Origin of the sequence: Phenylobacterium kunshanense (genome assembly GCF_003254525.1) — a bacterium.
GTDB classification, from domain to species: Bacteria; Pseudomonadota; Alphaproteobacteria; order Caulobacterales; family Caulobacteraceae; genus Phenylobacterium; species Phenylobacterium kunshanense.
The window spans coordinates 281,461-292,849 of record NZ_QFYS01000006.1 but is presented as its reverse complement, the minus strand read 5'-3'; the positions used below and the strand labels follow the sequence as shown (position 1 = coordinate 292,849).

The following is an 11,389-nucleotide window of genomic DNA, read 5'->3' as shown; positions in this document are numbered from 1 at the left end:
ATTGGTCTACCCCACCCTTCTGTGAAGTTGGAAACGCCCGATCGCTGGCGCGGCGATGGTCCGCCGGACAGGCATGTCGCTGGCGGCCTGCGCCGAGGCGGAACGGCGAGCCTGGGCGACCGTTCGCTCACTGGAAGGAGTCTGACCATGTCCGAACCCCGTAAACCCCTGAACGACGGTGGCCAGGGTCAGCCGGCCTCGCCCTCGCCGCCGGAGGACCATGGCCTCAGCAAGATGGGCGGCGGCGAGAGCCGCGGCGATGGTCTGGACGACGATGTCCGGGGCGGGATGATCGGCGACGCCGAGGGCGCCGACCGCGGCGGGATGGAAGACGAGGGCTGATTTGGTCTCGCGGTCCTGCGGCCCTAGCCTCTGAACCATGCGCGCCTTCGCCGAGCTTCTGGACCGGCTGTCCCTGACGCCCTCGCGGAACGCCAAGCTGACGCTGGTGCGCGATTACCTGCGCGCGACGCCCGATCCGGACCGGGGCTGGGCGCTGGCGGCGCTGACCGGGGATCTGACGTTCGACGCGGCCAAGCCCGCCTTCATCCGCAAGGCGGTGGAGGCGCGGATGGACGCCCAGCTCTTCGCCTGGTCCTACGACTATGTGGGCGACCTGGCCGAGGCGGTGTCGCTGGTCTGGCCCCGGCGGCCGGGCGCCAACCGCGAGCCCGAGCTGTCGGAAGTCATCGAGGGCCTCAGGACCGCCTCGCGCGCCGAGGTCCAGCGGCTGATCGAGGGCTGGCTGGACGCCATGCCCGAGGCGCGCGAGCGGTGGGCGCTACTCAAGCTGGTCACCGGCGCCCTGCGCGTGGGCCTTTCCGCCCGGCTGGCCAAGCAGGCGGCCGCCGACATGGGCGGCGTGGCCGTGGCCGAGGTCGAGGAACTGTGGCACGCCCTGCACCCGCCGTACGAAGACCTGTTCGCCTGGCTGGAGGGGCGTTCGGAGAAGCCCTCGTCCGAGAACCCCGCCCGCTTCCGGCCCGCCATGCTGGCCCAGGCGATCGACGAGGCGGTCGATTTCGCGAAACTGGACCCCGCCGACTACGCCGCCGAGTGGAAGTGGGACGGCATCCGCGTGCAGGCGGCGCACGAGGGCGGGGTGCGGCGGCTCTACACCCGCACCGGCGACGACATCTCGCGCACCTTCCCCGACATCCTGGACGCCCTGGACGACGACGGGGTGATCGACGGCGAGCTGCTGGTGATCCGCGACGGCCGGGTCGCCAGCTTCGCCGACCTGCAGCAGCGCCTGAACCGCAAGAGCGTCGATGCGAAGCTGATGGCGGCCTTTCCGGCCGCGATCCGCGCCTACGACCTACTGCAGGAGGGCGGCGAGGATGTCCGAACCTTGCCGTTCGCCGAGCGCCGCCGTCGGCTGGAGGCCTTCGTGGCGCGGCAGGCCAGCCCTCGGATCGACCTGTCGCCGTTGCAGCCGTTCGAGACCTGGGCCGAGCTGGCCGAGCTGCGCGCGAGCCCGCCGGCGGGCGATCCGCAGATCGCCGAGGGTCTGATGCTCAAGCGGTGGGACTCGATCTACGAGGCCGGCCGGCCGAAGGGGCCGTGGTTCAAGTGGAAGCGCGACCCGTTCCTGGTCGATGCGGTGCTGATGTACGCCCAGCGCGGGCACGGCAAGCGGTCGAGCTACTATTCGGACTACACCTTCGGCGTCTGGACCGCCGACGATGCCGGACAGCGCGTGCTGACGCCGGTCGGCAAGGCGTACTTCGGCTTCACCGACGAGGAGCTGCTGCGCATCGACAAGTTCGTCCGCGACAACACCCTCGAGCGCTTCGGGCCGGTCCGCAGCGTGCGGGCCGAGCAGCACCATGGCCTGGTCTTCGAGGTGGCGTTCGAGGGTCTCCAGCGCAGCACCCGCCACAAGTCGGGCGTCGCCATGCGCTTCCCGCGCATCAACCGCATCCGCTGGGACAAGCCGCCCGGCGAGGCGGACGAGATCGGCTACCTGGAGCGCCTGCTAGAGCAGATGGAGGGACGCTAGAGCCTTTCCCGTTCAGACGGAATCGTTTGAACGGGATGAAAAGGCTCTAACTCAAAGGTTTGAGCGCGTTCTGATCGCAAAACCGGTTTCCACTTTTGCGGAACGCGCTCTAGTTCGGAAGCAGCGCTTCCTTCTCGAGGTACGCCATCAGGTCGCCGCCTTCGAACAGCGCCGCGCGGACCCCGGCCCGGAGCGCCGCCTCCAGGTCCGACGGCTTGTCGCCGATCATCAGCGAGGCCTCGCGGTCGATCGGCCACTCCTGCATCGCCAGCAGCAGCATCCCGGGGTTCGGCTTGCGCAGCGGCGGGTCGGGGTGGCGATAGGCCTCCACCGGCGCTTCGGGGTGCTGGGGCGCGTGGTAGAAGGCGTCGATCCGTGCGCCAGCCTCGGCCAGGTCGGCCTGCATCCGGCGGTGCAACTCGTGGACGTCGTCCTCGGTGTAGTAGCCGCGCCCGACGCCCGACTGGTTGGTCACCACGATCACCAGCCAGCCGGCGCGGTTGAAGGTGGCGATCGTCTCCATCGCGCCGGGGATCCAACGGAAGTCCTCCCAGCGGTAGACGTAGCCCAGGTCCTCGTTGAGCACGCCGTCGCGGTCGAGGAACAGGGCGGGGCGAAGGGGAGGCGACGCAGGCACGGGTGGATCATAGCGCCAGCCCGGCGCAGGTGCGGCCTTTTTTGCGGCGCACAAGGGCGGCGTTGCCCCACAGCGTCGCCGTCGTTAGGTTGCGCGGCCTTTCGAAAAGACCCCTCGCGCCCATGACCCTGACCTTCGACGACATCCTTGCGGCCCAGGCGCGGCTGAAGGGGCACATCGAACGCACGCCCTGCCGCCACTCGCGCACCCTGTCCGAGATCACCGGCGCCGAGGTGTGGGTGAAGTTCGAGAACCTGCAGTTCACGGCGGCCTACAAGGAGCGCGGCGCGCTCAACAAGCTGCTGCAGCTCGGCGAGAACGTCCGCAGCCGCGGCGTCATCGCGGCCAGCGCCGGCAACCACGCCCAGGGCCTCGCCTACCACGCCGCGCGTCTCGGCATCCCGGTGACGATCGTGATGCCCAAGGGCACGCCGTTCGTGAAGGTCCAGCAGACCCGGAACCACGGCGCCGACGTGGTGATCGAGGGTGACGGCTACGACGACGCCTCGGGAGTCGCCAAGCGCCTCTGCGAAGAGCGCGAGCTGACCTTCATCCACCCGTTCGACGACCTCGACGTGATGGCCGGGCAGGGCACGGTGGCGCTGGAGATGCTGGAGGACGTGCCGGACCTGGACGTCCTGCCGATTCCGATCGGCGGCGGCGGGCTGATCGCCGGCATGGCCACGGCCGCCAAGCACCTGAAGAAGGACATCCGCATCGTCGGCCTTGAGCCGGCGATGTTCCCCTCGTTCACCGCCAAGATGCGCGGCGTGCGCACGGCCCAGACCAACGGCGCCTCGACCATCGCCGAGGGCATCGCGGTGAAGGAGGTCGGCGCCAACACCTACGCCATCGCCCGGCCGCTGATCGACGAGGTGCTGCTGATCGAGGAGCCGCACTTCGAGCGCGGTATCGCCCTCTACTGCAACGTCGAGAAGACGGTGGCGGAGGGCGCCGGCGCGGCCTCGCTGGCCGGCCTGCTGGCCTACCCCGAGCGGTTCCGGGGCAAGAAGTGCGGCCTCGTCATCACCGGCGGCAACATCGACACCCGGCTGCTCGCCTCGGTGCTGACCCGCGAGCTGGTGCGCGAGAGCCGGATCGTATCCTTGCGGATCATCGGCGACGACCGGCCCGGCCTGCTGGCCAACGTCTCGCGGATCATCGGCGAGATGGGCGCCAACATCATCGAGGTGGCGCACAACCGCCTGGCCCTGGACGTGCCGGCCAAGGGTGCGGAGTTCGACGTGATGATCGAGACCCGCGACGCCCAGCACACCCAGGAGGTCATGGACGCCCTGCGCGACCGGGGCTATCCGCCCCGCGTGGTTTGAAGACGAGGTTCCCCGTGAAGCGTTTCGCCGTCCTGGCCGTCGCCGCCCTGGCGCTCGCCGCCTGCCAGCCGAAGGGCAAGCAGTCGGTGGTCGACCCGACCAGCCAGCCCGCCTCCGAGCAGAGCAAGGCCTTCATGGCCAAGGCCGCGAAGGAGGAGGGCGTGAAGGTCCTGCCCTCGGGCCTCGCCTACAAGGTGGTGCGCGCGGGCCCCGAGGGCGGGCTGAAGCCCCAGCTCTCCGACGAGGTGAAGGTCCACTACGAGGGCAAGCTGGAGGACGGCGCGGTCTTCGACTCCTCGTACGAGCGCGGCCAGCCGGCGGCCATGCCGCTGAACGGCCTGATCCCGGGCTGGCAGGAGGCGCTGCAGCTCATGCGTCCGGGCGACGAGTGGATCCTCTACGTGCCCTCCAACCTGGGCTACGGCGAGATGGGCGCGGGCCAGATCCCGCCGGGCGCGCCGCTGATCTTCCGCATCGAGCTGATCGACGTCCTTCCCGGGCCGGGCCGCGTCCAGCAGGGCTGATGGCCGATCCGACCGTCTTCGTGGTGACCCTGGAGGCGGTTGAGGCGGACGGCGAGCCAACGCTGACCGTGCTGGCCTTCGCGCGCGCCGACGAGGAAGAGGCGGCGGGTCAGATCGCCGTCGCGGAACTCGAGCGGCTCGGTTGGCGCCACATCCAGGTCCTGCGGGCCGGTGAGGTCACCGATCCCGGCGCCCTGCCCGAGGATTTCCGCGGCGCCTGGGCGAACGCCCTGACCTGGGGCTGCGGCCTGATCATCTACGACGAACCCTGAGGCCGTCGCCGGTTTGCGGCCGCCCTCCGTCGGTCTAAGCCTAGGGAATGACGACCGACCTCTATCCCGCCGCGCGCGAGCTGCTGGCCAAGCTCGTCTCGTTCGACACCACCTCGCGGGACTCCAACCTGTCCCTTGTCGAATGGGTGGAGGGCTACCTCGACGGTCTCGGGGTCCCGCACCGCCGCGTCCCCAACGCGGACGGGACCAAGTCCAACCTGCTGGCCAGCATCGGGCCGATCACCGAGGGCGGCGTCGTCCTGTCGGGCCACACTGACGTGGTGCCCGTCGATGGCCAGCCCTGGAGCAGCGATCCCTTCGTCGTGACCGAGCGCGACGGCCGCCTCTATGGTCGCGGAACCTGCGACATGAAGGGCTTCCTGGCCCTCGCCCTCGCCGCCGCGCCCGAGCTGGCGAAGACCGCGCAGCGTCCCGTCCACCTGGCCTTCTCGTACGACGAGGAGATCGGCTGCCTGGGCGCGCCGGCGATGATCGAGGTGATCCGCCGCGAACTGCCGGCGCCGATGGCGGTGGTGGTGGGCGAGCCGACCGGGATGGAGGCCGTGAACGGCCACAAGGGCATCGCCACCTTCCACGTCACCGTGACCGGTCGCGAGGCGCACTCCAGCCAGACGCACCTCGGCGTCTCGGCGGTGATGGAGGCGGTGAAGCTGATGGCCGCCCTGAACGCGCTCTCCGCCAGCTTCGAGGCCAAGGCCGATCCGGCCTCGCCCTTCATGCCCAAGGGGCCGACCCTGACCATCGGGATGGTCCACGGCGGCACGGCCCACAACATCCTGGCGCGGGAGTGCAGGTTCGTCTTCGATCTGCGCTGCCCGGCGCCCCACACGCCCGAGGCGCTGATCCAGCCGTTCCTGCGGCAGGCGGAGGCGCTGGACCTGGAGCTCAAGGCGCGTGCGCCCGAGGCAGGCGTGGTCGTGGAGATGCGCACCAACGTCCCGCCCTTCGCCCCCGAGCCGGGCGGCGCGGCCGAGGCCTTCGCGCGGCGGCTGGCGGGCGACAACGGGCCGCCGCGGGTGGTGGCCTACGCCGCCGAGGCGGGGCAGTTCCAGGGCGCGGGCTTCTCCACCGTGATCTGCGGGCCCGGCGACATCGCCCAGGCGCACCAGCCGGACGAGTTCGTCGAGATCTCCCAGATGCAGCGCGGGGCCCAGTTCATGCGCCGGCTCATCGAGTGGGCGGCGGAGGACTGATCCTCACCTCCTGAGGGGGCGGATCACCGGCCGCCGGCCGGAGAGGTCCTTGGGGTTCCAGGTCATGGCCGCCGCAATCCGGGCGAACGAGGCCTTGCGCCGCGCCTGCACGCGCCGCCGGCTGCGGAACTGGGCCGGCGCCCCGGCGAAAGCCGCCCGCACCGCCCTGGCGATCAATCGGATGTGCGGCCGGTTCTCCCGGCGCAGGTAGATCAGCGTCAGCGCCATCAGGTGCAGCGGCACGACCAGCGGCAGCAGCGGCCAGGGCGTGTTCTTGAACAGCACCCAGAAGCGGTTGCGCGTGCCGTGGAACACCGCGAACTCAGACTTGCGCCCGCCGGACGAGGCCGAGCCCACGTGCTGGATCGTCGCCGTCGGGACCAGCAGGGTCGGCTCGTCGGCGAGCTGCAGGCGATAGCCCAGGTCCACGTCCTCGCCGTAGCAGAAGAAGGTCTCGTCGAACCCGCCGAGGTCCAGGAACAGCCGCCGGTCGATCATCATCGCTGCGCCGCAGGGGCTGAACACCTCCCCCTCCCGCGCCTGGCCGTCGTCGCGGTTGAGATAGCCGCCGCGATAGGGGATGCCGGCGATGCTCATCACGTCGCCCAGGCCGTCCAGCAGCCCCGGCGCGTCGGCCGCCATCTGGCGCGAGGTGAAGGCGCGGACCTGCGGATGGCGCGCGGCGGCGTCCATGAGTTGGGCCAGCCAGTCCGGTTTGGCGTAGGCGTCGGGGTTGAGCAGCACGTACCAGCGGCCGCGCCCCTCGCGGGCGCCCTGGTTGCCGGCGCCGGTGAAGCCCAGGTTCTCGGCGTTCCGGATCAGCCGGGCCCACGGAAACTCGGCCGCGATCGCCGCGTCCCCGGGATCGGGCGAGGCGTTGTCGATCACCAGGGTCTCGAAGTCGCGGAAGGTCTGGGCGCCCAGGTGCTCCAGGCACGCCCGCAGCGTCGGCCCGGAGTTGTAGGCGATCACGCAGACGGTGGCCGCCGGTTGTTCGCCCTTGTCATCGCTGCTGCCCTGCGCCATGCGACGGCTTCACCCATTCGAACTGGTAGGCTCATGACGACGATCACTCCGCTCGCCATCCCCGACGTGCTGCTTATCACGCCGAAGCGGCACGGCGATGCCCGCGGATGGTTCTCCGAGACCTGGAGCGAAAGGGCGCTGGCCGGGACCGTCGCCGAGACCACCTTCGTGCAGGACAACCAGGCCTTCAGCGCCAGCCCCGGCACGCTGCGTGGCCTCCACTTCCAGAAGCCCCCGTTCGCCCAGGGCAAGCTGATCCGGGCCCTGCGCGGCGCGATCTACGACGTGGCGGTGGATATTCGACGCGCGTCCCCGACGTTCGGGCAGTGGGTGGCCGCCGAGCTGACGGCCGAGGGCGGCGAGCAGCTGTGGGTTCCACGGGGGTTCGCGCACGCCTACTGCACCATCACCCCGGACTGCGAGATCTTCTACAAGGTCGACAACGTCTATGCCCCCGATCAGGAGGGCGGCGTGATCTGGAACGACCCCGACCTCGGCATCGCCTGGCCGCTGGACGGCGAGCCGCTGCTGTCGGCCAAGGACAAGCTGCTGCCGCGGCTAAAGGATCTGGGCGACATCGGGTTCTAGCCCGCCCATTCCGACAGCACGTACCGGTCGGTTTCGCTATCGCGTCGAGCATCGCTCAGCGCCGCGAACGCCTGCTGCTCCAGCAGCCGCGACAGCGCCCAGATCGCCGCGCCGCGCACCAGCGGCGCGGGATCATCCAGCAGCCGCTCGGCCTCGGCGGCCAGGTCCGCCCGCCCCGAGTTGCCGATGGCGTAGAGCACGTTGCGGACGAAGCGGTCGCGGCCGATGCGCTTGACCGGGGTCTTGCGGAACAGCTCGCGGAAGGCCGCATCGTCCAGGCGCGCCAGATCCGCCAGGGCGGGCGCCTGCAACTCGGCCCGCGCGGCCAGCTTCTGCTCCCGCGCGGCGCTGGCGAACTTGTTCCACGGACAGACGGCGAGGCAGTCGTCGCAGCCGTAGATTCGGTTGCCCAGCATCGGCCGGAACTCGCGCGGGATCGGCCCCTTCAGCTCGATGGTCAGGTACGAGATGCAGCGGCGCGCATCCAGCTGGTACGGCGCCGGGAAGGCGTTCGTCGGGCAGACGTCGAGGCAGGCGTGGCACGAACCGCACCCGCCCGCCTCGGCCGGGTCGGGCTCCAGCTCCAGCGTCGTCAGGATCGCGCCCAGGAACAGCCAGGAGCCGAACGCCCGGCTGACCAGGTTGGTGTGCTTGCCCTGCCAGCCCAGGCCGGCCCGCTCGGCCAGCGGCTTCTCCATCAGCGGCGCGGTGTCGACGAACACCTTCAGCTCCCCACCGAACCGGCCCTGCAGCCAGCGGGCCAGGGCCTTCAGCCGCGCCTTGATGAGCTCGTGGTAGTCGTCGCCCTGGGCGTAGACGCTGATCGCCGCGCGGGCCGGATCGGCCAGCGCCTCCAGCGGGTCGTGCTCGGGGCCATAGTTGACGCCCAGCATGATGGCCGAGCGGGCGCCCTCCCACATGGCGCGGGGGTGGCGGCGCCGCGTCAGCGTCTCGGCCATCCAGCCCATCTCGCCGTGGCGGCCGGCGGCCACGAACTGCTCCAGCCGGCCGGCGGCGGGCCAGGCCTCGTCGATGTCGGTGAAGCGGCAGAGGTCGAAGCCGAGGCTCTGGGCCTCGGCGCGGATCAGGTCTTCGCGGATCAGCTCTTCGCGGTCAGAAGTCGAGGTCGTCATAATGCCCGGCCGGATGCAGGCCCGGCCAGCGGTCGGAGAGCAGCGGCCGGAACGCCGGCCGGGACTTCAGCTTCATGTACCACGTCTTGACCGCCGGGAACTCCCGCCACGGCATGTCGCCGAAATAGTCGATGACCGATATGTGGGCGGCGGCGGCGAAGTCGGCGAACGACATCCGCTTGCCGGCCAGCCATTCGCGCGCCTGCAAGAGGTCGTCGAGCATGAAGAGGTGGTTCTTCAGCCCGTCGCGGCCCATGCGAAGGTTGGCGAGGTCGGGCGAGCCCAGGCCCAGCAGCCGCTTCTCGATCTTCTCGTGCAGGATGTAGCCCGAGGCCTCGAACTCGAACTTGCGCTCGAACCAGGTCAGCAGGCGCCGCGCCTCGGCCCGCTCGGCCGGATCGGGCGCCAGCAGCGGCGGATCGGGATAGGCCTCTTCCAGGTGGTCGAGGATGGCGCGCAGCTCGCACAGCACCAGCGGCGGGCCGTCGGCCGGCTTCTCGACCAGCACCGGGACCATGCCCGAGGGGTTGAGGCGCGTCAGCTCCTTCGGCCGCTCCCAGTACCGGGTCGACACCTCCACGAACGGCAGCCGCTTTTCCCCCAGGGCCAGGCGCGCCTGGCGCGAGGCGGGGTCCAGCGGGAAGTGGTGGAGGGTGCGGTCGATGGTCATCGCGGTGCGGGGCGCGCGTCCTGGGGCGAATCGGGAAGCCTCCAACAGACGCCCGCAGCGTTAAGGGCGCGTTTACTGCGTCTGTCCGCTTACGGCGTTTGGGCCGCCGCTTCAGCGAACGCGCCGCCGTGCGGTTCCGCCCGCCCGCGCGGGTCGGCGTGGATCAGGATGTCGGCGGCCGGAAAGGCCTCCAGGATCCGCTTCTCGGCCGCCACGATGGCCTGGTGCGCGGCCTCCAGGGTCAGCTCGGGGTCGAGGTCCACGTGCATCTGCATGTGGATATAGGGGCCGGAGGCGCGGGTGCGCAGCTGGTGGACGTTGGCCAGCCGCCCGTCGGCCGTCACCAGCCGGACGATCTCGGCCCGGTCCTCCTCGGGCAGCTCCCGGTCCATCAGCTGGTTCGCCGCCTCGCGGAACACGCCGATGGCGCCCCACAGCAGCAGCGCCGCGATCACCAGGGCCGCCACCGCGTCGAGGCCGTTCAGGCCCAGCAGCGCCGAGGCCCCGATCCCGACCAGGGCCACGGCGTTGGACGCCAGGTCCGTGGCGTAGTGGGCCCGGTCGCCCGACACCGCCACCGATGCGGTCCGCCGCAGCACCCGCGTCTGCGCCGCGATCAGCACCGCGGTCAGCACGGTCGACACGACCATGACCGCCACCGCCAGCCCTTCGCGCCGCAAGGGGTGCGGATCCAGGAAATCGCCGATCGCCTCGCGGGCGATCAGCGCCGCCGAGGCGAAGACCAGGCCGGCCTGCAGCAGGCTGGCGAAGGCCTCCGCCTTGCCGTGTCCGAACCGGTGCTCGGCGTCCGGCGGCGCGGCGGCGTAGCGGACGGCGAAGGCGGTGGCCAGCGAGGCGATCAGGTCCAGCCCCGAGTCCGCCATCGACGCCAGCATGGCCGTCGACCCCGAGGCGATCCACGCCCCGAGCTTGATCGCCACCAGGATCGCCGCCGTCGCCACCGACAACAGGGTCACGCGCCGCGTCAGGGCGGTCGCTTCGGCGGAGGTCAGGCGCGGCTGGGTCATCGGCGGACTGTAGCGGGGGCGCTGGCCGGCGCGAAGTCGGGAGGTAGGGCCGGCGCTGACGTCGGCTCCGCTCCAGGACCCGCACGCTCGACCCGACCCGCCGCTGGCGTCTGCGACGCCGGACGGCTAGAGCGCGCCCGCGAAAGTGGAAGCCGGTCTTTGTCATCAGAGCGCGCTCAAACTCTTGATTTAGAGCCTTTCCCGTTCAGATGGTTCTGATTGAACAGGAACGGCTCTAGAACGTGCCGCGCGCCCTGCGAGGTCCGGCCCCATGAACCCTCCATCGCTGAAGGCCTTCGGATCCGGAATCTGGCTGGCCGACGGTCCGCAGGCCGAGGTCGCCGGCTTCCGCTATCCGACTCGCATGGCCGTGATCCGCTTGGCCGACGGCGGCCTCCTCGCATGGTCGCCCGTTGCGCTCACCGCAGGCCTCCGCGCCGAGCTCTCCGCCCTCGGCGACGTCCGCCTGCTGGTGGCGCCCAACAGCCTGCACGACCTCCATCTCGCCCAATGGCGAGAGGCCTTCCCAGCCGCACGCCTTCACGCCGCCCCCGGCCTCGCCCGCAAACGCCCGGACCTCGCCTGCGACGCCGAACTCGGCGACGTCCCCTTCGCTGCGGACCTCGACCAGGTGGTGGTCCGCGGCAATGCCCTCACCACAGAGGTGGTCTTCTTCCACCGCCCCAGCGGCGCCGTGCTCTTCACCGACCTCCTCCAGCAGTTCCCGCCCGGCTGGTTCCGTGGCTGGCGCGCGCTCGTCGCCCGTCTGGACCTGATGACCCAGCCGCAGCCCGCCGTTCCCCGCAAGTTCCGCCTCGCCTTCACCGACCGCGGCGCCGCCCGCGAAGCGATCCGCCGCATCCTCGCCTGGCCGGCTCAGAAGGTGGTGATGGCCCACGGGACGCCGGTGGAGCACGACGCCCGCGCCTATCTCGCCCGGGCGTTCGAGTGGCTGACGCCATAG

Annotated in this window: 13 protein-coding genes; 8 read left to right on the top strand and 5 right to left on the bottom strand. The window is 70.9% G+C overall.

What is annotated here, in order from left to right:
- Window positions 1-147 precede the first annotated feature (147 nt).
- Window positions 148-342 (top strand): hypothetical protein, encoded by a 195-nt coding sequence (locus DJ019_RS14995; RefSeq protein ID WP_111276847.1) that lies wholly within the window; start codon window positions 148-150, stop codon window positions 340-342.
- A 37-nt stretch (window positions 343-379) separates the two neighbouring features.
- Window positions 380-2,002 carry a cisplatin damage response ATP-dependent DNA ligase gene (locus DJ019_RS14990; protein ID WP_111276846.1) on the top strand — a complete coding sequence of 541 codons (1,623 nt, stop codon included), beginning with the start codon at window positions 380-382 and terminating at the stop codon, window positions 2,000-2,002.
- A gap of 109 nt (window positions 2,003-2,111) precedes the next feature.
- Here the strand turns inward: DJ019_RS14990 and DJ019_RS14985 are convergent, their stop codons facing one another.
- On the bottom strand, window positions 2,112-2,639 hold the full coding sequence (locus DJ019_RS14985) for a D-glycero-alpha-D-manno-heptose-1,7-bisphosphate 7-phosphatase (protein WP_165844025.1): 528 nt from the start codon (window positions 2,637-2,639) through the stop codon (window positions 2,112-2,114).
- A gap of 122 nt (window positions 2,640-2,761) precedes the next feature.
- Between DJ019_RS14985 and DJ019_RS14980 the strand changes: the two genes are divergently transcribed.
- From DJ019_RS14980 to argE, 4 genes are read left to right on the top strand one after another with little or no spacing between them, the layout of a single operon-like run.
- On the top strand, window positions 2,762-3,970 hold the full coding sequence (locus DJ019_RS14980) for a threonine ammonia-lyase (RefSeq protein ID WP_111276844.1): 1,209 nt from the start codon (window positions 2,762-2,764) through the stop codon (window positions 3,968-3,970).
- A 14-nt stretch (window positions 3,971-3,984) separates the two neighbouring features.
- Window positions 3,985-4,494 (top strand): BamJ family beta-barrel-assembly machinery protein, encoded by a 510-nt coding sequence (locus tag DJ019_RS14975; protein ID WP_240606497.1) that lies wholly within the window; start codon window positions 3,985-3,987, stop codon window positions 4,492-4,494.
- On the top strand, window positions 4,494-4,766 hold the full coding sequence (locus tag DJ019_RS14970; RefSeq protein ID WP_111276842.1) for a hypothetical protein: 273 nt from the start codon (window positions 4,494-4,496) through the stop codon (window positions 4,764-4,766). Before DJ019_RS14975 ends, DJ019_RS14970 begins: the two co-directional genes overlap by 1 nt.
- 47 nt (window positions 4,767-4,813) lie before the next feature.
- Complete coding sequence (argE, locus tag DJ019_RS14965) at window positions 4,814-5,980, top strand: acetylornithine deacetylase (RefSeq protein ID WP_111276841.1); 1,167 nt, start codon at window positions 4,814-4,816, stop codon at window positions 5,978-5,980.
- Window positions 5,981-5,983: 3 nt separating this feature from the next.
- Here the strand turns inward: argE and DJ019_RS14960 are convergent, their stop codons facing one another.
- The gene (locus DJ019_RS14960; protein WP_111276840.1) at window positions 5,984-7,006 is read right to left on the bottom strand and encodes a glycosyltransferase family 2 protein; all 1,023 of its coding nucleotides are present in this window, start codon (window positions 7,004-7,006) and stop codon (window positions 5,984-5,986) included.
- 33 nt (window positions 7,007-7,039) lie between these two features.
- On the opposite strand from DJ019_RS14960, the gene rfbC reads away from it, so the two are divergent.
- A complete protein-coding gene (gene rfbC, locus DJ019_RS14955; RefSeq protein WP_111276839.1) occupies window positions 7,040-7,594 on the top strand; it encodes a dTDP-4-dehydrorhamnose 3,5-epimerase in 555 nt (184 codons plus the stop codon).
- Here rfbC and queG read toward each other — a convergent pair.
- The 3 genes from queG to DJ019_RS14940 all read right to left on the bottom strand — a co-directional run bounded on the left by queG (window position 7,591) and on the right by DJ019_RS14940 (window position 10,425).
- Complete coding sequence (queG, locus tag DJ019_RS14950) at window positions 7,591-8,727, bottom strand: tRNA epoxyqueuosine(34) reductase QueG (protein WP_111276838.1); 1,137 nt, start codon at window positions 8,725-8,727, stop codon at window positions 7,591-7,593. The two genes, rfbC and queG, sit on opposite strands and share 4 nt — an antisense overlap.
- Window positions 8,708-9,397, bottom strand: coding sequence for an FtsZ-binding protein FzlA (fzlA, locus tag DJ019_RS14945; RefSeq protein WP_111276837.1), 690 nt, complete (start codon window positions 9,395-9,397; stop codon window positions 8,708-8,710). The genes queG and fzlA overlap by 20 nt, the downstream gene beginning before the upstream one ends.
- Before the next feature lie 89 nt (window positions 9,398-9,486).
- On the bottom strand, window positions 9,487-10,425 hold the full coding sequence (locus tag DJ019_RS14940; RefSeq protein ID WP_111276836.1) for a cation diffusion facilitator family transporter: 939 nt from the start codon (window positions 10,423-10,425) through the stop codon (window positions 9,487-9,489).
- Between the two features lie 271 nt (window positions 10,426-10,696).
- Between DJ019_RS14940 and DJ019_RS14935 the strand changes: the two genes are divergently transcribed.
- Window positions 10,697-11,389 carry a DUF4336 domain-containing protein gene (locus DJ019_RS14935; RefSeq protein ID WP_111276835.1) on the top strand — a complete coding sequence of 231 codons (693 nt, stop codon included), beginning with the start codon at window positions 10,697-10,699 and terminating at the stop codon, window positions 11,387-11,389.

What these genes read in the sequence shown, in the direction of transcription:
- DJ019_RS14940 (WP_111276836.1), bottom strand. Translation starts at nt 10,425, where the DNA reads ATGACCCAGCCGCGCCTGACCTCCGCCGAAGCGACCGCCCTGACGCGG.
- DJ019_RS14935 (WP_111276835.1), top strand. Translation starts at nt 10,697, where the DNA reads ATGAACCCTCCATCGCTGAAGGCCTTCGGATCCGGAATCTGGCTGGCC.
- DJ019_RS14990 (WP_111276846.1), top strand. Translation starts at nt 380, where the DNA reads ATGCGCGCCTTCGCCGAGCTTCTGGACCGGCTGTCCCTGACGCCCTCG.
- fzlA (WP_111276837.1), bottom strand. Translation starts at nt 9,397, where the DNA reads ATGACCATCGACCGCACCCTCCACCACTTCCCGCTGGACCCCGCCTCG.
- rfbC (WP_111276839.1), top strand. Translation starts at nt 7,040, where the DNA reads ATGACGACGATCACTCCGCTCGCCATCCCCGACGTGCTGCTTATCACG.
- DJ019_RS14995 (WP_111276847.1), top strand. Translation starts at nt 148, where the DNA reads ATGTCCGAACCCCGTAAACCCCTGAACGACGGTGGCCAGGGTCAGCCG.
- DJ019_RS14960 (WP_111276840.1), bottom strand. Translation starts at nt 7,006, where the DNA reads ATGGCGCAGGGCAGCAGCGATGACAAGGGCGAACAACCGGCGGCCACC.
- DJ019_RS14970 (WP_111276842.1), top strand. Translation starts at nt 4,494, where the DNA reads ATGGCCGATCCGACCGTCTTCGTGGTGACCCTGGAGGCGGTTGAGGCG.
- argE (WP_111276841.1), top strand. Translation starts at nt 4,814, where the DNA reads ATGACGACCGACCTCTATCCCGCCGCGCGCGAGCTGCTGGCCAAGCTC.
- DJ019_RS14980 (WP_111276844.1), top strand. Translation starts at nt 2,762, where the DNA reads ATGACCCTGACCTTCGACGACATCCTTGCGGCCCAGGCGCGGCTGAAG.
- queG (WP_111276838.1), bottom strand. Translation starts at nt 8,727, where the DNA reads ATGACGACCTCGACTTCTGACCGCGAAGAGCTGATCCGCGAAGACCTG.